This window comes from Tateyamaria sp. syn59, assembly GCF_007995245.1.
Taxonomy (GTDB): domain Bacteria; phylum Pseudomonadota; class Alphaproteobacteria; order Rhodobacterales; family Rhodobacteraceae; genus Tateyamaria.
This window is the reverse complement of record NZ_VCBA01000020.1, coordinates 24,846-45,997: the sequence shown is the minus strand read 5'-3', so window position 1 is coordinate 45,997 and position 21,152 is coordinate 24,846. Positions and strand designations below refer to the sequence as shown.

General features: G+C 60.3%; 26 protein-coding genes. 9 read left to right on the top strand and 17 right to left on the bottom strand.

What is annotated here, in order from left to right; translation table 11 throughout:
* Positions 1 to 706, bottom strand: a 706-nt coding sequence (locus tag FD715_RS21025) for a class I SAM-dependent methyltransferase (protein WP_189799593.1), incomplete at its 3' end; no start/stop codon positions are given.
* Positions 696 to 1,124 carry a DUF6326 family protein gene (locus tag FD715_RS21020; RefSeq protein WP_147114792.1) on the bottom strand — a complete coding sequence of 143 codons (429 nt, stop codon included), beginning with the start codon at positions 1,122 to 1,124 and terminating at the stop codon, positions 696 to 698. The genes FD715_RS21025 and FD715_RS21020, both read right to left, overlap by 11 nt.
* A 94-nt stretch (positions 1,125 to 1,218) precedes the next feature.
* On the opposite strand from FD715_RS21020, the gene FD715_RS21015 reads away from it, so the two are divergent.
* Positions 1,219 to 2,136 (top strand): LysR family transcriptional regulator, encoded by a 918-nt coding sequence (locus tag FD715_RS21015; protein ID WP_147114789.1) that lies wholly within the window; start codon positions 1,219 to 1,221, stop codon positions 2,134 to 2,136.
* Between the two features lie 253 nt (positions 2,137 to 2,389).
* Here FD715_RS21015 and FD715_RS21010 read toward each other — a convergent pair whose 3' ends face one another.
* The 8 genes from FD715_RS21010 to gspG form a co-directional block, all read right to left on the bottom strand.
* The gene (locus FD715_RS21010) at positions 2,390 to 3,115 is read right to left on the bottom strand and encodes a DUF4198 domain-containing protein (RefSeq protein WP_147114785.1); all 726 of its coding nucleotides are present in this window, start codon (positions 3,113 to 3,115) and stop codon (positions 2,390 to 2,392) included.
* A 43-nt stretch (positions 3,116 to 3,158) separates the two neighbouring features.
* Positions 3,159 to 3,821: an anti-sigma factor domain-containing protein gene (locus FD715_RS21005; protein WP_147114782.1), complete on the bottom strand. Its 663-nt coding sequence runs from the start codon at positions 3,819 to 3,821 to the stop codon at positions 3,159 to 3,161.
* Positions 3,818 to 4,381, bottom strand: a complete 564-nt coding sequence (locus tag FD715_RS21000; protein WP_147114779.1) for a sigma-70 family RNA polymerase sigma factor — start codon at positions 4,379 to 4,381, stop codon at positions 3,818 to 3,820. Before FD715_RS21000 ends, FD715_RS21005 begins: the two co-directional genes overlap by 4 nt.
* 10 nt (positions 4,382 to 4,391) lie before the next feature.
* Positions 4,392 to 6,287: a type II secretion system secretin GspD gene (gene gspD, locus FD715_RS20995; RefSeq protein ID WP_223275021.1), complete on the bottom strand. Its 1,896-nt coding sequence runs from the start codon at positions 6,285 to 6,287 to the stop codon at positions 4,392 to 4,394.
* 27 nt (positions 6,288 to 6,314) lie between these two features.
* The gene (locus FD715_RS20990) at positions 6,315 to 7,073 is read right to left on the bottom strand and encodes a hypothetical protein (protein ID WP_370455437.1); all 759 of its coding nucleotides are present in this window, start codon (positions 7,071 to 7,073) and stop codon (positions 6,315 to 6,317) included.
* Positions 7,074 to 7,159: 86 nt separating this feature from the next.
* On the bottom strand, positions 7,160 to 7,528 hold the full coding sequence (gene gspI / locus FD715_RS20985) for a type II secretion system minor pseudopilin GspI (RefSeq protein ID WP_223275020.1): 369 nt from the start codon (positions 7,526 to 7,528) through the stop codon (positions 7,160 to 7,162).
* 2 nt (positions 7,529 to 7,530) lie between these two features.
* On the bottom strand, positions 7,531 to 8,001 hold the full coding sequence (locus FD715_RS20980; RefSeq protein WP_147114766.1) for a prepilin-type N-terminal cleavage/methylation domain-containing protein: 471 nt from the start codon (positions 7,999 to 8,001) through the stop codon (positions 7,531 to 7,533).
* Entirely contained in the window at positions 7,998 to 8,474 is a 477-nt protein-coding gene (gene gspG / locus FD715_RS20975) for a type II secretion system major pseudopilin GspG (protein ID WP_147114763.1), read from the bottom strand. The genes FD715_RS20980 and gspG overlap by 4 nt, the downstream gene beginning before the upstream one ends.
* 95 nt (positions 8,475 to 8,569) lie before the next feature.
* Between gspG and gspL the strand changes: the two genes are divergently transcribed.
* The 7 genes from gspL to FD715_RS20940 are packed head-to-tail and all read left to right on the top strand — an operon-like array spanning position 8,570 to position 15,157.
* The gene (gene gspL / locus FD715_RS20970; RefSeq protein WP_189799592.1) at positions 8,570 to 9,694 is read left to right on the top strand and encodes a type II secretion system protein GspL; all 1,125 of its coding nucleotides are present in this window, start codon (positions 8,570 to 8,572) and stop codon (positions 9,692 to 9,694) included.
* Positions 9,691 to 10,137, top strand: coding sequence for a type II secretion system protein GspM (gene gspM / locus FD715_RS20965; protein WP_147114757.1), 447 nt, complete (start codon positions 9,691 to 9,693; stop codon positions 10,135 to 10,137). The genes gspL and gspM overlap by 4 nt, the downstream gene beginning before the upstream one ends.
* The gene (locus FD715_RS20960; protein ID WP_147114755.1) at positions 10,134 to 11,609 is read left to right on the top strand and encodes a GspE/PulE family protein; all 1,476 of its coding nucleotides are present in this window, start codon (positions 10,134 to 10,136) and stop codon (positions 11,607 to 11,609) included. The genes gspM and FD715_RS20960 overlap by 4 nt, the downstream gene beginning before the upstream one ends.
* Complete coding sequence (locus FD715_RS20955) at positions 11,606 to 12,811, top strand: type II secretion system F family protein (RefSeq protein WP_147114752.1); 1,206 nt, start codon at positions 11,606 to 11,608, stop codon at positions 12,809 to 12,811. The genes FD715_RS20960 and FD715_RS20955 overlap by 4 nt, the downstream gene beginning before the upstream one ends.
* Positions 12,808 to 13,908 carry a penicillin-binding protein activator gene (locus FD715_RS20950; protein ID WP_147114749.1) on the top strand — a complete coding sequence of 367 codons (1,101 nt, stop codon included), beginning with the start codon at positions 12,808 to 12,810 and terminating at the stop codon, positions 13,906 to 13,908. The genes FD715_RS20955 and FD715_RS20950 overlap by 4 nt, the downstream gene beginning before the upstream one ends.
* The gene (locus FD715_RS20945; RefSeq protein ID WP_147114747.1) at positions 13,905 to 14,345 is read left to right on the top strand and encodes a prepilin-type N-terminal cleavage/methylation domain-containing protein; all 441 of its coding nucleotides are present in this window, start codon (positions 13,905 to 13,907) and stop codon (positions 14,343 to 14,345) included. Before FD715_RS20950 ends, FD715_RS20945 begins: the two co-directional genes overlap by 4 nt.
* Positions 14,342 to 15,157, top strand: coding sequence for a general secretion pathway protein GspK (locus FD715_RS20940; RefSeq protein WP_147114744.1), 816 nt, complete (start codon positions 14,342 to 14,344; stop codon positions 15,155 to 15,157). Before FD715_RS20945 ends, FD715_RS20940 begins: the two co-directional genes overlap by 4 nt.
* 53 nt (positions 15,158 to 15,210) lie before the next feature.
* Here FD715_RS20940 and FD715_RS20935 read toward each other — a convergent pair whose 3' ends face one another.
* Together FD715_RS20935 and FD715_RS20930 are read right to left on the bottom strand one after the other, a co-directional pair.
* Positions 15,211 to 15,426, bottom strand: a complete 216-nt coding sequence (locus tag FD715_RS20935; protein ID WP_147114741.1) for a hypothetical protein — start codon at positions 15,424 to 15,426, stop codon at positions 15,211 to 15,213.
* Positions 15,427 to 15,451: 25 nt separating this feature from the next.
* Positions 15,452 to 17,080, bottom strand: a complete 1,629-nt coding sequence (locus FD715_RS20930; protein WP_147114738.1) for a DUF4331 domain-containing protein — start codon at positions 17,078 to 17,080, stop codon at positions 15,452 to 15,454.
* Between the two features lie 235 nt (positions 17,081 to 17,315).
* Between FD715_RS20930 and FD715_RS20925 the strand changes: the two genes are divergently transcribed.
* Positions 17,316 to 17,777 carry an A24 family peptidase gene (locus tag FD715_RS20925; protein WP_147114734.1) on the top strand — a complete coding sequence of 154 codons (462 nt, stop codon included), beginning with the start codon at positions 17,316 to 17,318 and terminating at the stop codon, positions 17,775 to 17,777.
* Here the strand turns inward: FD715_RS20925 and FD715_RS20920 are convergent.
* The 5 genes from FD715_RS20920 to FD715_RS20900 form a co-directional block, all read right to left on the bottom strand.
* Entirely contained in the window at positions 17,774 to 18,289 is a 516-nt protein-coding gene (locus FD715_RS20920; protein WP_147114732.1) for a cupin domain-containing protein, read from the bottom strand. The genes FD715_RS20925 and FD715_RS20920 overlap by 4 nt on opposite strands.
* Positions 18,286 to 18,804, bottom strand: a complete 519-nt coding sequence (locus FD715_RS20915; protein ID WP_189799590.1) for an RNA polymerase sigma factor — start codon at positions 18,802 to 18,804, stop codon at positions 18,286 to 18,288. The genes FD715_RS20920 and FD715_RS20915 overlap by 4 nt, the downstream gene beginning before the upstream one ends.
* Before the next feature lie 130 nt (positions 18,805 to 18,934).
* On the bottom strand, positions 18,935 to 19,411 hold the full coding sequence (locus FD715_RS20910) for a hypothetical protein (protein ID WP_147114726.1): 477 nt from the start codon (positions 19,409 to 19,411) through the stop codon (positions 18,935 to 18,937).
* Between the two features lie 88 nt (positions 19,412 to 19,499).
* Positions 19,500 to 20,291: a molybdopterin-binding protein gene (locus tag FD715_RS20905; protein ID WP_147114723.1), complete on the bottom strand. Its 792-nt coding sequence runs from the start codon at positions 20,289 to 20,291 to the stop codon at positions 19,500 to 19,502.
* The gene (locus FD715_RS20900) at positions 20,284 to 21,084 is read right to left on the bottom strand and encodes a cytochrome b/b6 domain-containing protein (protein WP_147114721.1); all 801 of its coding nucleotides are present in this window, start codon (positions 21,082 to 21,084) and stop codon (positions 20,284 to 20,286) included. The genes FD715_RS20905 and FD715_RS20900 overlap by 8 nt, the downstream gene beginning before the upstream one ends.
* Between the last annotated feature and the right edge of the window lie 68 nt (positions 21,085 to 21,152).

Here is a 21,152-nt window from a genome sequence, read left to right as displayed (position 1 = left end):
AAAACCGTCGGGATGCCGTGCGCTTTTGAAGTGGAAATGCCCGGGCCATTTCGAAGCCACTCTCAACGAACCAACCGAGCGCAGTTGATCGAGATACTCGGTGCGTTCGCCACATCAGTTGAATATACGCGCCTGTCGCGGATGGACGTGTGATGCAGCAGATAACAATTCCGCCAGGCTTCAGAACGCGAAACATCTCTTTCAAAGCGGCTTGGGGGACTGGCAGATGCTCGATCACGTGCGCGGCCAAAACAACGTCGAATAAGTTTTCAGCGTAGGGGAGAGATGTGAGATCGGCGACCGTCAGTGCGACGTCGATCTCCTCGCCGCTGAGCCGTGCATCGGCCTGACCGAGCATTGCGAGTGAAATGTCGATCCCGTTCAGACGGAACCGGCGGCCCAGCTGTTGATGAAAGGCCGATGACATCGCGCCGGTGCCGATCCCTGCATCGAGGACCCTTAAATCCTGCGCTTTTTGCCGATAGCGCGGTTGGCGCATGACCCGATCTATCACGTCACGATAGGCATCGTGAAAGCGGTGGCGTTCGATGATCTTGTGCCAGGCGCCAGACTTCCGGTCGTAGCGGTCAGCCAGATCAGATTCGGAATACGGGCGGCGCTCGACCGACAGTCGCCAGCTTCCGAGCGATCGGGAAAAGACCGGCACAAGGGATTGCACCCCTGCGACTTCGGTTTCAAACCGCATGACGTTCTCCATCCAGCAGGGATGACCGTTGGCCTGTGTTCCAACGCCAGGCCAACGTGAATATCGCGGCAAAGGCACACAGTTCGACCGCGGCGAAGAAATAGTCGTCCGGGTCCGCGGGCGGGATGAAGAACATCCCCGCGACCGCAACTGGCACGAGCGTGAGGTTCAGTGCTCTTGACCATCGTGTCGGCAACAACGCCGTGAGCAGAAAGGCGAGCAACAACAGTTCCACGGCGATGGCCCCGAAAAGGAGAACTGTCTCCGACATTGGGTTGCCATTCACGTTACCTGAGAGAATTTCGTTAATCGTGCTGGCCATCGTGAACTCATGGATATCGCGGAAGACCATGTTCAGGATGGCAAACAGCCAGAGTACCGCGAGTGTCGGGCGGAGGTCATTCGGGCGGGGGGTCATGTCAGGCGGCTCCATAATCAGGTTTCGCCGTTGTTTACCTGTCCCACAGACGTATGGAATTGCCTGTTTTCGGATCGCTGCTATACATAAATTTATGAATTGGGACGCAATCTCCTTCGATTGGAACCACATCCGGGCGTTTCTGGCGACGGTCGAGCATGGTTCGCTATCAGGTGCTGCGCGCGCTCTGAAGCAAACTCAGCCCACGTTGAGCAGGCAAATCACTGCGCTTGAGGAAGTGCTCGGTCTCACGCTGTTTGAGCGTGGACCCCGAATCATGCAGATCACCGATGCGGGGGCAGAACTTTTGGCACATGTCGAGGCGATGGCCGATGCCGCCATTCAGATCTCTCGCGTCGCCGCCGGTCAGAGCCAAGCGGTCGAGGGCACCGTACGGATCACATCCAGTGACGCTTTAGCCGCCTACACCCTTCCCAGATGCGTCACCTCGTTACGGCTGAGTCACCCGAGAATTCGCATTGAACTGGTTCCAATGAACGAAATGAGCGACCTCACCCGCCGCGAAGCGGACATCGCCATCCGTCATGCACGACCGGAACAGCCGGACCTTGTGGCAAAGCGCATCGCTGATATCGAAGTATCGCTTTTTGCGTCGCAGTCATACCTTGCGGAATTGGGCAACCTGAGCGGTCCGGGCGACTTCGCCAAGGCGAACTTTATTGGCTATGGATCGCCGGAGAGGTTGGTCCCCCAGGTGTCGGCAATGGGTTTTCCTGTCACGGTAGACAATTTCGGCGTTACGACATCGAACGGATGCGCGATGTATGAGTTGGTGCGAGAAGGCGCAGGGATTGCGTTCTTGCCGACCATCGTGGCAGAGGGGCGCCTAGGGTTAAAACGCATTCTGCCGAATGCGCCCACCTTCAACATGGAGACATGGCTGGTCACGCATCGTGAAATCCAGACCAGCCGTCGCATACGTCTGACGTTCGATCACCTCGCCCAAGAGCTTGCCAAGGACCGTTGGGCAAGCCTTATCGCGCGCTCCTAGTGAACCTGATTGTATCGAGCACCCCGCGTCTGCGTCGGGAGTTAAGGCGGACAAACTTGCAGCGCGCAGGCGCACGTAGCGGGCTTTCGCCGCGAATACGAGCTCTGCGTATGAGCGCGCTCGCTTATGTGGGAGGGTCCCGGCACTTTCGTCTACTACCAATGCCTGTACAGGACCTGTACGCTTCCGCTTTGCATCGGTTCCACCTTTTGGCGCTCGTTGCAACACTTCAGGGCGCCTAAGAAAATGCATCCTACAGCGGCTTTTCGACTTTAGGCTCCCATGTCAACGAAACCCAAGTACTTGACCACGCTTGACCGGACCGGGACGCCTCAAGAAACACGGCATTCGCCAGACAACGATCAAATTTGCCCGATAGAAACGGAACCTCACCATCTGCGTCAGTCACGTGCCTTTCGTACGTGACTTTCGCGTCCGAGGACCGACAGAACAGATCAATCGGGTGATGTTTTGCCGGGTGGTTCAGTGCGAAAAGTGTCAGGCCAGTGGGCGATTTCACCCACTCGTATTCAAACCCGTGGCGGACATCTCCAACCTCCGTTTGACCGTGCGGTATCAGCATCTTTGAGAATCGTCGGTACTTTTCCTTCACGCCCCCGTCTTTATTTGGAATGGGTGGAAAGGTCGCAAGGACATCCCCGGCGCCTATCTCTCGCGCAAAGGCTTGAAAGTCTTCGACTGTTTCGTGTTCCAAGTCGGTGGCGTAGGTGGCAACAGCAAGCGTGTGCAGCCCATCACCCTGAAACACCAGCATCGGAGTTTTTTCCGAAAGCGGCCGTGTGTGCAGGGCGACGACCTGCCTTGGCCCGATCCAGTACGCCCCTTGGTATGCGCGCGGCTCAAATGGAAAGACCATGCCTGCAAAGTTTTCGCCAACAAGAACGTCCACCATTAGTGACGACGGGTTTGTCGCCTTGTGAGAGGCTGATGGTTCGAACCAGAATTCATGCGCGCCCACCGTGCTTGCGATGGAAAGACAAACCAGAAAGCAAGGCCGGAACCTAAGCATCCTCAAGCGCTCCTGTCGCAAGCACCGGGCCGGTTGGTGCGCCAGTAGGTGACCCTCCCACCGGTTCGAGACTGACAGCCAAAAGTGTGCCTTCCAGAAGGCTGGCTGCTCCGAGCGGCGGCAGTTGTCCCGCCTGATCAAATGTGCCGACTGATCGTGGCACCCCGTCATCGGCAATGACCCACAACTCAAAGGTCCGATCCAGCGCCAGTTCGCCGCCGGTCAATGCAATGTCCACAACGCCACTGCGATCATCCACCGATACCGAAAAACTGTAGGCGCTTTCGCTGCTTGCCAGTTGCGCAACAAGTCGCGTGTCGCCGGGCATGGTCAGCAACAGCAAGCCAAGCATCGCCACCGCAAGGCTCATGGCCACTGCCAAGCCCGTTCTGCTCCACCAGTTGCGCCAGACAGGTTTGGGCGCAAACAGCTGTTTGTCGATACTTGCCTTCACCCGGCTTGGGGGATGCACAGTTCCGTACTCCTCGTTCAGTCCAGCAAAATAAGCCTGCCAGGCATCTACTTGGGCTGTGAACTCAGCGTCGCGTCCAAGTCGTAGCTCCACCGCCTTGCGTTCTTCTGCTGTGAGCAGGCCCATAACGTACTCGGCCGCCAGTGCGCCGTCATCATCGCGTGTTTCGGTGTCTTCCGTCATCTCGGTGCCTGCTCCAAGCAATCGCGCAGACGCAACAGGCTGCGCCGCAACCACGTCCGAATGGTGTTCAACGGGGTGTCGAAACGATCTGCAAGTTCCTGGTAAGACCAGCCTTCCAGATAGGCCGCACGCACGGCTTCGGCCCGCCGGTCTTCCAGTTCTTCAAGGCACGCGTCGATCTGGGCGCGACTTTCGCTTTGGGCCAAAGCTGCTTCGGGCGTGGGTCCGGCATCAGGTACGTCCTGCGCCATTTCGATGGGGGCCACAGGCGCTGAACGCAAGCGCATCCGGTCTATGGCCAGATTGCGTGTTATGGTCACGAGCCATGGCATGGACCGCCCGTCTCCGGGACGAAAACTGCCTGCGCGCTGCCAGATCCTGACATAGGCGTCCTGCAGAACGTCCTCGGCTTCGGCGCGGTTCTTCATCATGCGCAAAGCCACCGCAAACAGCCTGCCGGATGTCATGGCATACAATTGATCAAATGCCTGACGGTCGGCCAGCGCAACACGCGCAATCAGCCCGTCCAGGTCATCGAGTATACTTGGTGTCGCGTCCATCACGCCCCCCCTAGTACATCCCACCGATTTCCAGCCTGACAGGCTTCTGGGTCCGCGTGACCCTGTTGTTTCGGGTGCCTTCCACACTTTTGGACCGGGCCTGTTGCAAAGTGTTCAGACGGTTTTCGTAGGTCAGCTTCAGGCTTTGCTCGGACCGCAGGACGGTCGGCTTCAGAAAGACGAACAGTGTCCGGCGCGTCTTGCTGCCGCTACGCGATTTGAACAGGTCGCCGAGCAGCGGGATGTCCCCTGCACCCGGTACTTTTTGCAGGCTTTGCAGATCATCGCGCGTGATCAGCCCGCCCAGAACAATGGTGGATCCGCTGCGGGCCAACACACTGGTTTCGATGGACCGACGGTTTGTGATCAGGTCGGCCGCACCTTCGACATTCGCATTCACCAGCGATGACACTTCCTGACTGATGTTCAGCCGCACGGTGTCTCCGTCATTGATCCGCGGCAGCACGTTCATGGTCAGTCCGACGTCGCGCCGTTCAATGGTGGTAAAGGGTTGAACGGTGTTTCCATCGGTTGTGAATGTGCCGGTCCGGAACGGCACGTTCTGCCCGACGACAATCGAGGCAGGCTGGTTATCAAGCGCCATGAGCGATGGGGTCGACAACAGGTTGGCATTTGTCGATTGGCTCAACGCCTGCAGCAAAAGCCCAAAGCTGTTGCCGCCGATCGTTGCGCTGCCCCCCGCCGTGGCCAGGGCGGCATTCGGTGTTCCCAGTGCAGCCAGCAAGGTTCCCAAAGCAGCACCCCCGTTGCCGAAGGACGTGGCCGCCAACCCGCCCGGTAGTGCAAGCTCTCCGAGGCCCAGTTGCGCGCTCAGCCGTTGCGCCGTCTCACCCGACACTTCGACAATTGCCGCTTCGATCAGAACCTGGGCGCGTTTGCGATCAAGCTGTTGCAGCAAGGCGGCGACGTCTGCCAGCTGCGCCTTGGTCCCGCGGGCCACAATCGCATTCTGCGCTTCGTCCGCTGCCACGGTCACGTCGGGCACATCAGACACAGGTGCCGCCGCGTTCAATCCGTTCTGCTGCAACTCTCCGGCAACCGCGTTGGTGGCGGCAGAGCCTGCACCAGTCAGCGCCGTTGTCAAAATTCCGGCCAATTGCTCGGCTTCGCCGAACCGGAGCGGAAAAACCCGCGTCGTCAGCGCCACTTGCGGGTTTGTAACAGGCGGCACGTCCATGGCCTTGGCCAGCATTTCGACCTCGTCCAGTTCGTCGTCGGTGCCACGAATGATCAGCGTGTTCGATCCGGGATCGACGGACAGCCGCGCGCCTGTTGCATTCGGTCCCAACACTTCGGCAATCGCAGCCCCGACCACCGCAGCCTGAGTGTTGCGGAACTGAATAATACGCGACGTACGCGCCTCGTCCTTGTCAAGGCTACGCGCGATGCTCAGGATACGCGCGGCCCCTTCTGCGGTATCTGTGATCAGAACGGCGTTCGGGTCCTCCAATGCCTCGAGCGACGCCGAAGTCGCTACAAGGGGGCGCAGCACGCGCACGGCTTCGCTGGCAGGCACATTATCAAGCGGGATCAGACGTGTTACAAAATCCTGACTGCCCGCGCGTGTCTCTCCCATCTCGACTCGCGCGGCGGCACGCGCCGCCTCGAGAGGCACGATCTGCCAGACAACGCCACTTTGGACAGCGTGAAACCCCCGGCCGCGCAGGATCGACTGGAATAGTTCCCACGCACCTGCACTGTCCAGCGGTTCAGCCGACACCACGGTGATCTCCCCCCGCAGGTCGGGATGCAAGATCAAGGTGCGACCGGTGATATCGGCAATTTGCTCTGTCAGAATGGTGATGTCAGTCTGACGCAGGTTGATCGTATAGGTCGCCTCAGTCGTCTGCGCCGAGACAGGTGCGGCAAGGGCGAGGATAAGCATCAGTGTGGAAAGCCGACCAAACATGCGTCACCTCAACGGAAATGAGAAAGAAAGAACCTGGCCACCGCGTTCCACTTCGATCCGGGCCTGCCCGGCCGCGGCAATCTCGTCATAAAAACGGCGGTCTGTTTCCGGATCACCAACGGCACGGCCATTCACCGTCCGAACCAGATCACCCGACCGCAAACCGGCAAGGCGCACACCCACGTCATGGGTCTCCGCAATCACATAGCCCTGATCCGTCGGTCGCAGTCCAATTTCGTCAAGCACGGCCTGTGGATTCTTGCGCACCCTGTGGCGCCAGTAATCAATATATTCGGCTGTTGTTTCGGGCTTGTTCGGTTTTTCGTATGTCGCGGGGATAACCAGATCGGTCGACAGGCGTTCGTGCAGTGACGAACCTTCGACAACCTGTGGTGTGTCCTCAATCGCGGCACCGGTGTCGAAACGCAGTGTGATCGTGCGCGCGCCATCGGCCAGTTCGACCAGCGCGGGTGTGATCCGCACCACATCCAACCGGTCGGCGATCTGCATCGCCACACGGTACAGCCCCGGTTCGCCATCAACATCAAGCAGTGCGGTCGAATCCGCGTCACGCGCCGCAAATATGCCCCGCAGGACAATGTCGGGCAGGTCCGAGATACCCTGATCGGGTGTCTGCGGCGTAATTGGCACGCGCCCGAACGGAGCGAGCGTAAGTATGGCCGTCAGGTCAGGTGCAACTTCTCTGTGAGCGACAGGCACGGCAGGCGCCGTGTGCGCGTCAAGCACGACAATTCCAGCCATATGACGTGTCATCGGCACCGCAGCCCAAACAACCGATCCAAGGGCGCCGCAAACCAAAGCCACCCGCGCAACTGTGCCTGCGCGCATCATTGGCCCGCGCCTTTTTCGAGGTCTATGAAGCCGGTCAATCGGGCCAGTACGACACCCGGATCGGACGCAGTCGTTACGATGACATCTGCGCGTCCAAGATCGGGGTCAGTGGTTGCTGCGCGTTCCAGCCGCACGATCCAACTGGTGCCGCCCAGCTGCACGGATGGTGTAAGGATGCCGCCCAATTCAATCTCAGTTATCGCGTTCTGGGCGACCCAACGGGCGAGAGTGCGCTCGGTTACCGCGGTAACGGACCGCGTGTGCGCTTCTGTTGCTGACAGAATGACAGAGGACGACACAGCAAGTACGCTCATCGCCACAAGCGTCTCAATCAGGCTGAACCCGTCTGTCGCAGTCGCAGCCATGGTCATGACCCTGGCTGCCGATGCACGCCAACCCCGTCAAATAGTACGGTTTCCAGACTGTTGCCCCGTCCAAAGTCGACGCGGAGCGGTATTGCACTGTTCGGGATCAGCTGGGCGGACACGGCATAAACCTCTGCTTCTTTGATTGAGATACGGGAGGGCGCAGCAGAAAGTTTCATCTGTCCGAGGCGTTTGTCGGAATGCGCCACCCAAGTGGCATTCGGCCCGCGTTGAACAAATCGGATGTCTTTGCCATCGCGCACGATGCCAAATCCTTGGCCAGTGATCAGCGTGTGATCAACGGCGTGATCCAGATGGGCGGCCAGCGCCCGTGCCGCAGCATCGGTCGACGTCGCGCGCGCACCGCTCGGGACCGACATCACAACTGCGCCCGCAACAACACCAAATAGCGCCAAAACCACCAGCATTTCGATCAGGCTCACACCCGCTGTTCTGACGCGTGTGGCGGTCACAGACCCGCCCGTGCTTGCGCATCCCGCAACGGGATGTCGGCATTCACACCCTCACCTCCAATCGCGGCATCTGCCCCGAGCGAGATCAGGTCAAATCGGCCCCCCTCTGCGCGATAGACATAGGGCGTGCCCCATGGATCGAGCGGCACGACGGTCAAGTAGCCGTCCACAGGCCAGGTCCTTGGCAAAGGCGGGGTTACGGGCCGGACCGCCAGCGCATCCAGCCCCTGTGCCGTCGTCGGATAGGTGCCATTGTCCAATCGGTAGAGCTGCAGCGCCCCGGCAATCGACCGCATATCGGTCGCGGCGACCGAAACGCGCGCCTCATCCGGGCGCCCGATCACGTTCGGCACAATCAGTGCGGCAACCACGGAAATCATCACAAGCACCACCATCATTTCGATCAGCGTTACACCGGCCAGCGGGTCGCGCCTGGTCTGTGCACTGCGGGTATGAGACGTCAGATCCAACATGAAACTATTTCCCTTTGCGGCTCGTATTGTCGGTTACATAGGCGCGAAAATCAGTGCCGTAAAGGTAAAAAAATATGCTAAATCAATATGTTAGCATGGATGATCCTGGTTGCTCGGAAATCGGCTCGACGGCAGTGTTCCCCCTGCCATCGCGCGATGTTTTTCGCGAAACCGATCCTGAACTGAAAGCGCGCTTGATGCGTGCGGCGGCGGCCTCGGACCGTCCTTCCCCCCGCGTGATCCCGGGTGCCGCCGTCCTTTTGCTTCCTTTGGATCTGCCTCTGAAATCCGGGCGCAAGCGCTGCGCAGCCGCCCGTTTTGCGGCAGAACCATTCCTGGCGACATCGCTCGACCAGACCCACATCGCAGTGGGGCCTGTCTTGCTAGGATCGACTCGTTTATGTGCTGCGATCAACCGCAGCAGCGAACACGTTCACACTGAAAGCGCTGGAGCCGCCTTGCCCGATCTGTGCGCGGTTCCCCAGCCTCTCGAAGAGACGGCGTGGGGCATTTGGTGCAGCCCCGGTGCCGTGTACATCCGGACGTCTGATGGCAGCGGATGTGTGATTTCCTTCGACGCCTTCAGTGACGTATGGCGCGCCTTTGATCGCCCGCGTCTTGAGCTGTGGCACGGCACGCCGCCTGTCGACGTGTGCATCGCGCAGCGCCACGGCACTTTACCCCCCGTTAGTGAAACCGTGTTCGCCCTCGACCTGGCTTTGAACCGGTCATCAATGCGTGGACGCTGGCGCACACATCTGGGGTTTGCCATGGCCGCCAGCGCATTTGCGGGCCTTGCACATATCGCGGTTCTGCAAGCAGATGCGCGCGCCTTGGACCATATGACGACGGAGCGAACCGCTGCACTTGTCGACCATGCCTCTGCGCGGGGTCTTTTACTGGATCTCAGTCTTCCGACCCGCATACTGACCGCAACCCTTGCGGAACGTACGGCTACGGGCGCATCGCCCGACCCGTTCTTGCGATTGATGGCAAGAACCGGCGATGCGCTAACAAGCCGCGACGACATTTCATTTCGTGACGTTCGCTACGACGCAAGCCTTGGCACCCTGACCATTCTGATCAGCGCCGCTGACCTAGTCGCCCTGCAACAGACCGAAAACGCGCTGCGCGCGGGTGGATTGATCGTCACAAGTGGGGCGGCGTCGACCGGCGTTTCTGGCGCTGAAATGCAACTGACCCTGTCGGAGGCAACATGATCCGCAAACTGTCCCCCCGAGAACGCGCGCTTGGTGCAGGAGCGGCAATTCTGATCGGCGGTGTTATCGCATGGACCGTGGTGATTTCGCCCTCTCTTGCGTCGCGGGCCGATAGTTTCGCGCAATTGCGAAAAATCGACATTCTTTGGAGCGTTCTGAACCAACTGCCCGACACCGCGTCCACGCCAATCGCTGAACCAACCGCCCCCTTGCGCGAACGGATCACGGCGTCTGCCCGCGACGCATCCATCGACATTCGCCGCCTTGATCCACAGGGAACGGCGCTGTCGGTGTCCTTGGACGCCGTTGCGTTCCCGGTGCTTCTTGGGTGGCTTGAAACCCTCACGACCAACGCGGGCGTCCAAATCTATTCAGCCGAAATCGGGCGCCGCCCGGAACCGGGTATCGTGTCCGCCCGGATCGTGATGGAGGACGGCCAATGACCGCGCTGCCTTACAGCTTTGCACGGGCCAACGATATGGTCGTCACGGACGATCAGGGCCACTTCACATCGCAAACTCCGCTTCTTGCGTTGGCCGAGGCACAACGCACCACTGAACAAACCCTGGACTTTCGGGTCGCGTCGGTCGCCTATCTGGCCGAAATCATTAAAGAAACCTATCGTGACAGTGCCAGTGCGGCGGCAGGTGCGGCGGAAGAGGCTTCTGACGCCGGCTCGACTGATCTTGCGTCGCTTGCCGATACGGCCGCGTCGGTCGACGACCTTCTAGACCAACGCGAGGATGCGCCTGTTGTCCGACTGATCAACGCGATCTTGCTTGAAGCGATCCGCGCCCGGGCCTCGGACGTGCATATCGAGGTTGAGGAAACGCAACTTGTCGTGCGCTTTCGCGTCGACGGTGTGCTGCGCGAGGCACTGACATCAAACCGCAGCCTGGCACCGCAACTGGTCAGCCGCGTCAAGGTGATGGGGCGCCTCGATATCGCTGAAAAGCGTCTGCCGCAGGATGGGCGCGTGTCTCTGCGGGTGGCAGAATTTCACCTCGATGCGCGCATTTCGACCATTCCCACGCAACACGGCGAACGTGTGGTCATGCGGCTGCTTGACCGCGGCCAGACACGAACCGGCGTGGCCGGGTTGGGCATGAATGACCAGATGCGAACCACGTTTGAGGCAATGCTCAACCGTCCTGACGGTCTGATCCTGGTCACCGGGCCAACCGGATCCGGAAAAACCACAACTCTTTACGCCGGTCTTGACGCGCTCAACGATCACGAACGCAACATCATGACGATCGAAGACCCGATCGAATACGCGCTGCCCGGTATCGCGCAGATGCAGGTGAACCCTGCCACGCAGCTTACCTTTGCCCGCGGCTTACGCGCGCTCCTTCGGCAGGATCCAAACGTCATCATGGTTGGTGAGATTCGTGATGGTGAAACCGCGCGGGTCGCAGTTGAAAGCGCGATGACAGGACATCTGGTCATGTCGACACTGCACACGAACTCCGCCATTGGCTCTGTTGCGCGCCTGATTGATCTCGGGGTCGAGCGGTTCCTGCTTGCGCCGATGCTGCGCGGCTTGATTGCGCAACGTCTGGTTCGGCAAAATTGCGCAGGCTGCGCCACCCCGCGCACGATCACCGCAACCGAAGCCCGTCTCCTGTCTGATGCCTTGGTCATTGGCGAAACCACTCTAGCCGGATCTGGATGCGCGGCGTGCAACGATACCGGCTTTCGCGGTCGCCTTGCCCTCTATGAGCTGATCGACGTCACACCGGACCTTGAACTTGCGATCACCAATGGCGCGTCCGAGGCGGAATTGATGCAATGCCTTGCCCCTACGCATCGCGGGCTGTTGTCGGACGGTTTGGACAAGATACGCGATGGTCTAACCACGCCCCACGAAGTCGCGCGGGTCGTGTTCGACGCATCAGCGGATGCCAGAAGATGACCTCGTTCCGGTATCAGGCGGTGGACACCGCGGGTAAGACACATGCCGGTCGGATCGAGGCAGCGGGGGACGCAGCCGCGCGCGCGTCCTTGCGCGACAAAGGACTGTTGCCGTTGTCCGTATCACCCGCCGATGGATGGTACATCAATGTCGCAGCGCTTTTTCACCGCCACGGCGCGCGCGCTCTCTCGGCCACCGATCTTGCAGTTTTCACACGCCAGATGGCAACGCTGTTGGGCAGCGGCGTGCAGGTCGAAGCCGCGCTAGGAACCCTGGCGCAACAGGCCACGCCACGGCTTGGCGCGACATGCAGGACATTGCGCCGGTCCATCGTTGATGGCGCAAGCCTCAGCACAGCGCTCAGGGATTCACGTGCCGGGTTTAACCGGTTCTATCTGACATCGGTACAGGCAGGCGAGCAGGCAGGTCGGCAAGGTGCGGTTCTGGCGCATCTTGCCGACCATGTCGAAGGACGGCTGCGCAACCGCCAGACGGTCGCATTGGCACTGATTTACCCTGCCATCCTGATAGTTGTCTCAGTCGCAGTCGTTATTGGCCTGCTCACATTCCTGTTGCCCGACATTGTCCGCGTCTTTGCTGCGCGGGGTGCCGATCTGCCACCACTCACGAAACTGATGATCGGCCTCAGCGATTTTCTGACGGGCAACGCGGCGCTGGTGATCGGCGGTATGCTGACGCTGATTGCTGGCGGGACAGTCGGATTGCGTCACACAGTGACCCAGCGGGTCTGCCACAATGCGATGTGGCGCAGCGGGTTGGCGCGACAGATGACCATCGTGCAGTTTTCAGGCACGCTCGCCACTTTGACGCAAAGCGGTGTACCGCTTGCCCAAGCCCTGTCTGCGGCCACGGCAACGGTCGGCAACAGTACTGCGCGAAGGATCTTGAGCGATGTCACTCGCGACGTTCGTGATGGCGCGGTCCTGTCACGCGCACTGTCGCGCCAGACCGGGTTTCCACCGATGATGATCACTATGATCGCCAGCGGCGAAGCGGGCGGCACTTTGCCCGCAATGCTGGGCCGTTTTGCGCACGATCAGGCGCAAGAGCTCCAGGCGCGCGTGAAAACGCTGGTCGGGTTGGTGGAACCATTGGTCCTGCTGGGGATGGGCGGAGTCGTGATGCTTCTGGTACTCGCAATCCTTCTGCCCATCGTCAACCTGAATTCGCTAGTCGGATGATGACCGCGCCAACGCCAGTTCGAGGGGGTTCTAACATGTCGGAAAATCCACATATCCATCGCCGCAGATGCCTGGCTATGCTGGCAACGGCCCCGGTTGTGGCAGCCTGTTCACTTGCTACGACACCTGCACGTCGAACGTTCGGCACAACAGAGGATACAAGTGTTGCCTTGCTGCTCCCCTTGTCCGGAGCGCGGGCGACGTTGGGTCAGCAAATGGCCAAGGCGGTATGGCTGGCCGAGGATTTTGGCGGCACTCCAAAAACGACGATGGTGCTTGATGCCGGGGAAACGCCGCAGGCGGCAGCCCAGGCCGCGCATGATGCCGTATCCAAAGGGGCCAACATCATCGTGGGTCCCCTGTTCCGCGATCAAACTCCTGCTGTGGTCGAAGCCGCCGGGCCGGTTACCGTGATGTCGCTGTCCAATGACACGGCGCTAAGCGCCACAGGCGCGTGGGTGTTTGGCGTGACGCCAGCACAGTCCGTCGACGCGGTTCTCGGTTTTGCACAAGGCGCCGGCGCAAAGCGCATCACCGTTCTTGAAACAGGTGGTACGCTGGGTCACCACGCAACCCAGGCCTTGCATTTTGGCGCGCGGGGCGCGCGCGTTTCCCCTTTACCATCCATTCCAGCAACCACCCGACCAGACCAAATGGACGAGGCGTTGCGCCAGGCGGGAGGCGGATCAATGCCGGACATCGTCTATGTTCCCGAAGCCGGTGACACCACGCTCCGCCAGGCCGAAGCTGCTGTCCAAACAGGCGTAACCACCATCGGATCGCTGCAATGGTCCGGGCTTGGGCAGGACCAATTCGATCGGTTGGACAAGGCCTGTTTCACTGGTCCGGATCCGGTTCGCTTTGACCGGATGTCCGCGGTTTTCCGCGCCCAGCTTGACGAAGAGATGGGTGTGATTGCGGCACTTGCAGTCGATGCCGTGGGCCTCGCGCAATCGGTGGGCAGCGCCAGAACGCTCAGCACGCGCACCGGCTATCAGGGGCTGTTGGGGAACACCCGCTTTGATCGGGACAAGACCTGCGAACGCGCCTTGGCCATTTTGCGGATCGACGAAGGTACAGTGCGCCCGGTGCTATGACAGGTCGCCGGCATAACGCAGGGGTCACGCTTGTCGAAATGCTGGTGGCGCTTACCATTTCAGCCCTGATCGGTGTGGCGGGGTTTGCACTGTTGGAAGGTGTGACACGCGCCGAAGCCTCCGTCTCAGGTCGGCTCGCCCGACTTGAGGCGCAAGACAGGGCCTTTCGGTTGCTGACCCTCGACCTGGCGAATGCAACACACATGCGATTGAACGAGGTGCTTGACGTTCAGGTGGCCGGACACCTGATCACCTGGCAGGCATCAGGCACCGGCATTGTTCGTGTGCTGACCGACGCAAATGGGCAGGTCGTGCGGCAGGGCATCCTGAACGACCCCGCCATTCTGTCCAATCACGCGCCCGGCGTGATCTCCCTCAAGCTCCCGGAATCGGACGTCTGGCGACTGGTCCCGTTCGCAGCCCTGCCTTTGGAATGAGACGTGATCGCAACTCGGGCGTCAGCCTTCTGAATGTTCTGGCAGTCGTCGCGGTTGGCGCCAGCCTTGTGCAGGTCATGCTGCGGGACCAGGATGGGTCAATCCTGCGCCTTGAGGAGGCGACCAGCGCCGCCCAGGCACGTGCGCTGGCGCAAGGCGGCGTGACATCTGTTGCGGTCGGCCTGCGCAGGGATGCGCGAGAGAACCCAGAGGCCGATCACCTGAACGAAGCATGGGCGGGCGCGGCACAAGAGAGGATTGCCCTGGATTTCGGACAGTTCGAAGTCTCGATCACCGATGCTCGCGGCAAGTTCGATCTCAACACACTGCACCCCGCGGCGTTGCCAGAAGTCCGACTGTTCACGGCATTGCTTGCCGCGCTCGAATTGCCAAACGTTCTGGCCAGTCAGATCACGCAAATCGTCTCGCGGCATGGTCCGTTGACTGGCCCAGAGGTGCTATTGGATCACGGGATCGCGCCGTCCGATGTGAACCGTCTCCTGCCCCATGTCACTGCCACGCACACACCCGGCCCACTGAACCTCAACAGCGTGTCCGAACCGCTGATGGTGGCGCTGACACGCAACCCCATTGCCGCCCGCGTTCTTGTCGCGCGCCGCAAGGGACAAGGGGAATTGACGGCAAACGACCTGGCGGCACTTGGCCTGTCGCAGCCCCAACTGGCCGGATACACATCACATGTGTTCGACGTTCGGGCGCTGGCGTCTATCGGTGATGCCCGTGCCATTCTGGTGCGCCGACTGGTGCGCGATCCTGACACCGGTGTCATTGAAAGCCTGGCCTTGCCATAAGAAAACGCCGCCGGGATGATCCCGGCGGCGCCATGTCTTGAATTGCCTAAGTGTCAAAGCTCGAACGGGTCTTCCGTCAAACTCAAAACAAGATCGGCGTTGGCGATATCAATGGGCACGTCATTCGGCCCCTGCGCAAACGCCTGCTGGAAAGTGGCGCCCAATCTTCCGATGTTTTCGCCGATACCTCTGGCATTGCCACCGCCACAGGCTGCAAGGATGGCCAGACCGAGACCCCCAAAAACAAGGCGCAGATATGTTTGGTTCATGCGATGCTCCTTTCTGGACATGTGATCAGTTGGCAACAGCCACAGTGCCGTTGGGCGATCCGGGGATCGGCGAGTTCAGATAGGGAAAAGCGTTTTGCAGTTCGCTGGCCGAAATTGGTGCGCCATCTGTCAGAGCGACATTGCCAATCGGCGCCTGATCCGGCGTACAGAAGCCAAGGTTGATCAGGTCGGTGGCGGTGTCTTCCTCGGCGCCTTCGACACCCAACTCGGCGCCCAGAGGAACAGGGTGACACAACGCACCCAGCGCCACGCGCAAGATCACATCAATCACATCGTCCCCGGGACGGCGCCCATTTGGGAATCCGGCAAGGTCCTCAGCCACCACACCAAATGTATGCTGATCATCGCGCGGCGTTGCAGGGACAGCTGTGTTCAGACGCATCATCTCGGACGCTGTCACGTTTTGCGGCTGGTTCAGGCCCGGCAAACCGGTCAGGAAGGTTGCCACCAGATCGGTCCGCGGCAGGTTCTTGGGTGCAACATTATCTACCAGTCCAAGGTCAGGCCCGAACAACAGTTCCACAAGGCGCGGAAAGGTCGGGTTTGTCACGTAAGTGGCAAAGCTTGCATCATCAATCGGTTCTGAGCCGTTGAAGCGGTCCTTGTCGGTGATCCCGATGACAACCTCGTTGACCAGCGGCGTCGACAGGCGCGATTGCTGGACCAGCGCGCCGCCCACCCGAGACGTGTCTTCGTAGCTGGGCGACGGATTTTCCAACTCACCCTGCGCGAGGCTTGAGGATGTCCAGGCCCCGATCACAGGATCATCACCTTCGGTCACGCAGGAAATCGGCAGCTCTAGGGCAAGCGTCGTCACATTCACCTTGCCGAACACGTCGTCGTTCACCCGGCTTTGGGTAATGCCGCCGTCAAATCCAGCCCCGTCACCCGCACCGGGCACGCTGTCGCCTTCGATGGGTACAAAGTTGATCAGGTCAAACACTTCACCGAGGTTCAAGGCGAACGCATCGGCCCGCTGGCCGACAAAGACACGGCCCGGCAGGTCACAACCCGACATGTCGAAATCATAGATGAATTGGTTCGCATAGCCGTCGTAATCCGGCAGCGTCTTCAACCCGACATGATCCAGTGGCTTGGTAAAGGTGGTCTGACCCGACCCCGACCGCGTGATGGCACTGCGCGTCCCGCTGCGGCGGTCGCCTTCGATCAGCGTCAGTTCATAGCTTTCGCTTTCGTTCAGCAAAGACTGGTCATTGGGCAGAATGGGACCGGCATATTTGAGCGGGATAGCAACGTTTACGCCACCGATGTCGAGCCCGATGCCCGCGCCGTTGTTGGCCAGCTGGTTCTCGAAATCGAACTGAAAGGTCAGGTCTTCGATCGCATCGCCGTCATTGTCGATGTGAATCTCGTAAATACCGTCCGCATCCATGGTGTAATAGCTGGGACCGCCATAATTCACCTGCAACGGCTGGTAGTTCGCGAGCAACGTCACATAGCCATCGCGGCCCGGTTCGTAGCTGCGGAACATATAGAAATCGGTGCCATCCACTTTCGGATGCTCGGTGATGGCAGGTGCCTCGCGGTGCGATGACGCCCCGACAGGCCCTGTTGCGGCCGCCACGACGGCCACCAGGGCCGAGGTCAGGGTCAATGCCTTTTTGATCTTCATGTGTCTTGTCCTCTCAGATCGTTTTTGCGCACAGCTTCTCCGGTCGCAAAAACAACCGTTCTTGCGTGAAAAAGCTGTTCGACAGCGGATTTCAGCCCTGGCGCATTGGCGCGCTGCTTTGGGACTTCAGGTGCTGCATCCAACAAGACGGAGCGGCAACAGAAATAGTTTCAGGTTCTGAAACAAGAATGTGGGCGCATCCGTATAGGGGGTCAGAAGCACAAGGGGCCAACACATGACAATCGGACTGGAACACGTCGGCATGATGGAAATGCTGGCCTCCGTTGGGCTCGGTTGCACGCTGGCCTGGGTCAGCCTTGTGGACCTGCGCCGCTTCCAGATTCCCGACGCGGCCAGTCTTGGTCTTGTTGCGGCGGGGCTGGGCCTAAGCCCATGGTCGGCTCTGGTCACGCCTGCGATTGCACTGCTTGCTGCGGCACTGGGCTACGGCATCTTTGCCGGGATCGGTGCGCTGTTCTTTCGACGGACGGGACAGGATGGGCTCGGCCTTGGCGATGCCAAGCTACTGGCCGCGGCGGGCGCATGGCTGGGCCTGCGTGATCTGCCTGTGCTTGTGGCGATTGCGGCGGTCAGCGCACTGGCCTTCGCGGTTCTGACACGGCAACGCAGGATCGCCTTTGGCCCGTGGCTGGCCTGCGCATTTTGGGTGATATGGCTGGTACGGATCAGCGCTTAGGCGCTGACCAGAACAAGGCATCCGGCAGGCATGGTGATTTCGGGGTGAACGCTGCCCGGCTTGGCAACTTGCGCATCTCCGGCTGAATACAGTTTGCCGTCGATCCACAACTCACCCTCGAGGATGAACAGATGTTCGGCGCGTTCGTGGATATGTGGCCTGATCGACGCCCCCGGCAAGCACCGCAACAGGTACATGGATCGGCCCGTTTCCGTGTCTTGGGCCAGCACCTTTTTCCAGACCTTTTCTGTCCGCTGCTCCCATTCCCCTTCTTCGGCGCGCACGCTTTGAAAGGGGGCTTCTGCCTCGCCATCAAGTTCTGCCTCAATAGCATCGAACAGACCCTCCGGCGGTGCCGCCTCGGGCAACCGCGACAGCAACGGAGTAAGGTGCTGGGCAAAGGCCGTGGCCTCGTCCGCAAGATCGGGACGCGTGCCGGGCAAGGACGTGTCCAACCCACCCAGAAGAGCGCTCAATACATCTGCCGAATGTGCGGCGTCGGACTTTTTCATATCATTGCTTCCTTCAAAGCCGCGATTCCGCGGCGCACCCAGCTTTTGGCGGTTCCAACCGGAACATCCATTACGCTGGCCAACTCGATATAGGTATACCCCTGGAAATAGCTCAGCAGCAGCGCCTGCCTGTATTCGGGTCGCAGTTCGTCAAGCAGCTTGCGGATCACCATCGTATCCAGGGTCGTGCTCGCAGGGTCGGGATCACCGCTGATATCCGGGATTTCGTCTGAAAACTGGACAAAGCCGCGCGCCCGTTCGGATCTCAACCGATCGATTGCACAGTTGCGGGCGATGGACCCGATCCAAGACAGCGGGTTGCCACAATCGGCCTGAAAGTGTCCCGCCCGCTTCCAGATCCGCACATACGTCTCCTGCGCAACTTCGCTGGCAATCTCGCGGTCTCGCAAAATGCCCAGCACCACGCCGAACACATAACGCGAACTCACGTCATAAAATCGTCGGAACGCCACCCGGTCGCCTGCCGCACAGGCTTTCAGCAGTTCAGCCAGCACTCTGGACTGATCCGCCGCCCCCATTTTCGCCCTCGCGCCTCCATGTTCCTGAGACCTGGGCACCAATTTGGTCACACCCACAGCCGGTCCTTTCGCTCGCTCCGTTTCTTAGCACTACGGCGCCCACGGATCAAAAGATGCACTCCATAAGAATTTTTTCGTCCGCGCCCATTAAGGGCACCGCCTCGTCATGGTCATCGGTAGGCGCATGGCCGTGCATGGTGATCAGAAAATGTGTGTGCCCTTCGCATTTCGCGCGGACAAAACCGCGCAATCCCGCACCGCGAAGCGTAACCGACCCCAATGGCACCCAAGACGCATCCGCGCTTGGGCGCGCCACGATCTCTTGCCTGTCTTGCGCCACAAACACCACGGCTGCACCAGCAACCAAACCGGCCGCAAAAGCGGCAATGATGACGCCACTTTTTTTTAGGTCCTTGCGCGGATAGTCCGGCTGATCAATCTGGGCTTCGATGCGAGCAAGAAGGTCTGGCGCAGGCTCCGCGTCCTTCAGCAGATGCACCAACGGTGCCGCCGCGTCCACATCCGGGCGCGACGTCCGCGCCGGTCGCAAGATGGCGCGCAAACGATGTAACAACTTCTTCATGCCGAACTGTTCGCGGGAAACGTGCGGGTGTGCCTGACCATACGGGCACCACGACCCGTGAGTTTCACCTGCCCTCACGTCACCCAACTCATATGCCTGCATACCATTCGTAGCCGCGGTCTTCCCAATACCCACCGCGCCCACGCCCGATGTCCGAAAACCCGTCGACCAGTTCGATGGCGCGGATGTATTTGGCCATCTTGTACCCAAGCTGGCGTTCCACCCGCACCCGCAGGGGCGCACCGTTGGGCACCGGCAAGGCCGCTCCGTTCATGCCCCATGCGAGAATGGTCTGGGGATGGTTTGCGTCCACCATGTCGATGGTTTCGTAATACCGCACCGCGCCGGTCAGGCTCCGCTCGATCGTATCAAAGCAATGGAACAGGACGTATCGCGCACCGATGCGCACACGGGCAAGGCTCAGTACATGAGCCAGCGGCACACCTGCCCATTCGGCGATGCAGCTCCACCCCTCGACACAGTCATGGCGCGTGATCTGGCGGCGCACCGGCATGGCCCGAAGCTGATCAAGCGACAGCGACAAAGGCTGGTGCACCATCCCACCAACCTGAAGGCGATAGTTCGCAAAGTCCTTGGACTTCAGCGCGAGATAGGCGTCGTCCTGCGGATCGGTGACACCATTGGGCCGCTGCGGCTGACGAATATCGGCAGGCTGGAACTCTTGCGCCAGCGCGTCTCGATCCAGCACACCGCGCTGCATCGCCTTCGTCAGATCATTCGCCCGCTCCATGAAGCGGCGCAACTGGTGGTCAGGTGCGCTCAGACCATCCAGCACCTTGCATCCGCCCAGGGCAGACAAGGCTGCACCGCTCATGCCAGCGCGCAAAAGGGCCCGGCGTGTCAGGATCGGCTCAGGCATCGTGCGTCTCCTCTGCATCTGCGCGGTACCAGCCGGTCACGATGGCACGCATCTCGTTCAATGGTCCGGCAAGGACCACCATCACAATGTGCACGACAAAAAAGCCCGACAGCGCGGCGGCAGCGACGAAATGCAAGGTTCGGGCCGACTGCCGCCCGCCCAGTATCTCGGGCAACCAGGGCGCAGCAGCATTCGCGCCGGGCGACATCGCCAACCCGGTCATTATCATCAGCGGAAACAGAACAAACAGCATAAGCCCATAGCTCAACCGTTGTAACGGCCCGTACCGCCTGCCATGGCGAAAGCGAAACCGCAGATGATCGACAAGGTCGGACCCCAACAGACTCCAATGCGCACGTCCCATCAGCAGATCGCGGCGCAGGTGGCCCGCCACAACAGCGCCCGCAAACCACACAAGCAATGTCGCCAGGAAAACCCAGCCAAAGAAGAAATGGATCACCCGCCCTGTCGCAAGGTCCACGCCGCTTGGGATCGTGGCCCAATGCGGAAAGGCGCGAAGCGTCCCATCGGATGCGCCAAAGATGCCAAGCCCACTGAGCCGCCTGTTTAACAGCTCTACGAACCCGCGCCCGTCTTCGGACCCGATCCACAGAACCCGATTGTCGAAGTCGAAACCTGACTGATCCCCCCAATACAGCACCGGATGCGCGTTGAAGATCTGCAATCCGGTCAGCAACAGGAAGAACAGGCAGATGGCCCATGTCCAATGCGTGATCCGCGTGATGCGCGTGTGGCGGCGCACCAGCGGGCCGGGTGAAATGGATGTATCCATGATTTCGGTCTCCTCTAGGGTGTCAGGCTGTACGCCGCCTGAGCGCCAAGAGTTTCAGCGCACGTCCC

Bases quoted from the DNA above. Each gene is read 5' to 3' on its own strand.
- FD715_RS21020 (WP_147114792.1), bottom strand. From the start codon at position 1,124: ATGACCCCCCGCCCGAATGACCTCCGCCCGACACTCGCGGTACTCTGG.
- FD715_RS21015 (WP_147114789.1), top strand. From the start codon at position 1,219: ATGAATTGGGACGCAATCTCCTTCGATTGGAACCACATCCGGGCGTTT.
- FD715_RS21005 (WP_147114782.1), bottom strand. From the start codon at position 3,821: ATGACGGAAGACACCGAAACACGCGATGATGACGGCGCACTGGCGGCC.
- FD715_RS21000 (WP_147114779.1), bottom strand. From the start codon at position 4,381: ATGGACGCGACACCAAGTATACTCGATGACCTGGACGGGCTGATTGCG.
- gspD (WP_223275021.1), bottom strand. From the start codon at position 6,287: ATGCTTATCCTCGCCCTTGCCGCACCTGTCTCGGCGCAGACGACTGAG.
- FD715_RS20990 (WP_370455437.1), bottom strand. From the start codon at position 7,073: ATGGCTGGAATTGTCGTGCTTGACGCGCACACGGCGCCTGCCGTGCCT.
- gspI (WP_223275020.1), bottom strand. From the start codon at position 7,528: ATGGCTGCGACTGCGACAGACGGGTTCAGCCTGATTGAGACGCTTGTG.
- gspG (WP_147114763.1), bottom strand. From the start codon at position 8,474: ATGTTGGATCTGACGTCTCATACCCGCAGTGCACAGACCAGGCGCGAC.
- gspL (WP_189799592.1), top strand. From the start codon at position 8,570: ATGGATGATCCTGGTTGCTCGGAAATCGGCTCGACGGCAGTGTTCCCC.
- gspM (WP_147114757.1), top strand. From the start codon at position 9,691: ATGATCCGCAAACTGTCCCCCCGAGAACGCGCGCTTGGTGCAGGAGCG.
- FD715_RS20960 (WP_147114755.1), top strand. From the start codon at position 10,134: ATGACCGCGCTGCCTTACAGCTTTGCACGGGCCAACGATATGGTCGTC.
- FD715_RS20955 (WP_147114752.1), top strand. From the start codon at position 11,606: ATGACCTCGTTCCGGTATCAGGCGGTGGACACCGCGGGTAAGACACAT.
- FD715_RS20950 (WP_147114749.1), top strand. From the start codon at position 12,808: ATGATGACCGCGCCAACGCCAGTTCGAGGGGGTTCTAACATGTCGGAA.
- FD715_RS20945 (WP_147114747.1), top strand. From the start codon at position 13,905: ATGACAGGTCGCCGGCATAACGCAGGGGTCACGCTTGTCGAAATGCTG.
- FD715_RS20940 (WP_147114744.1), top strand. From the start codon at position 14,342: ATGAGACGTGATCGCAACTCGGGCGTCAGCCTTCTGAATGTTCTGGCA.
- FD715_RS20935 (WP_147114741.1), bottom strand. From the start codon at position 15,426: ATGAACCAAACATATCTGCGCCTTGTTTTTGGGGGTCTCGGTCTGGCC.
- FD715_RS20930 (WP_147114738.1), bottom strand. From the start codon at position 17,080: ATGAAGATCAAAAAGGCATTGACCCTGACCTCGGCCCTGGTGGCCGTC.
- FD715_RS20925 (WP_147114734.1), top strand. From the start codon at position 17,316: ATGACAATCGGACTGGAACACGTCGGCATGATGGAAATGCTGGCCTCC.
- FD715_RS20920 (WP_147114732.1), bottom strand. From the start codon at position 18,289: ATGAAAAAGTCCGACGCCGCACATTCGGCAGATGTATTGAGCGCTCTT.
- FD715_RS20910 (WP_147114726.1), bottom strand. From the start codon at position 19,411: ATGAAGAAGTTGTTACATCGTTTGCGCGCCATCTTGCGACCGGCGCGG.
- FD715_RS20905 (WP_147114723.1), bottom strand. From the start codon at position 20,291: ATGCCTGAGCCGATCCTGACACGCCGGGCCCTTTTGCGCGCTGGCATG.
- FD715_RS20900 (WP_147114721.1), bottom strand. From the start codon at position 21,084: ATGGATACATCCATTTCACCCGGCCCGCTGGTGCGCCGCCACACGCGC.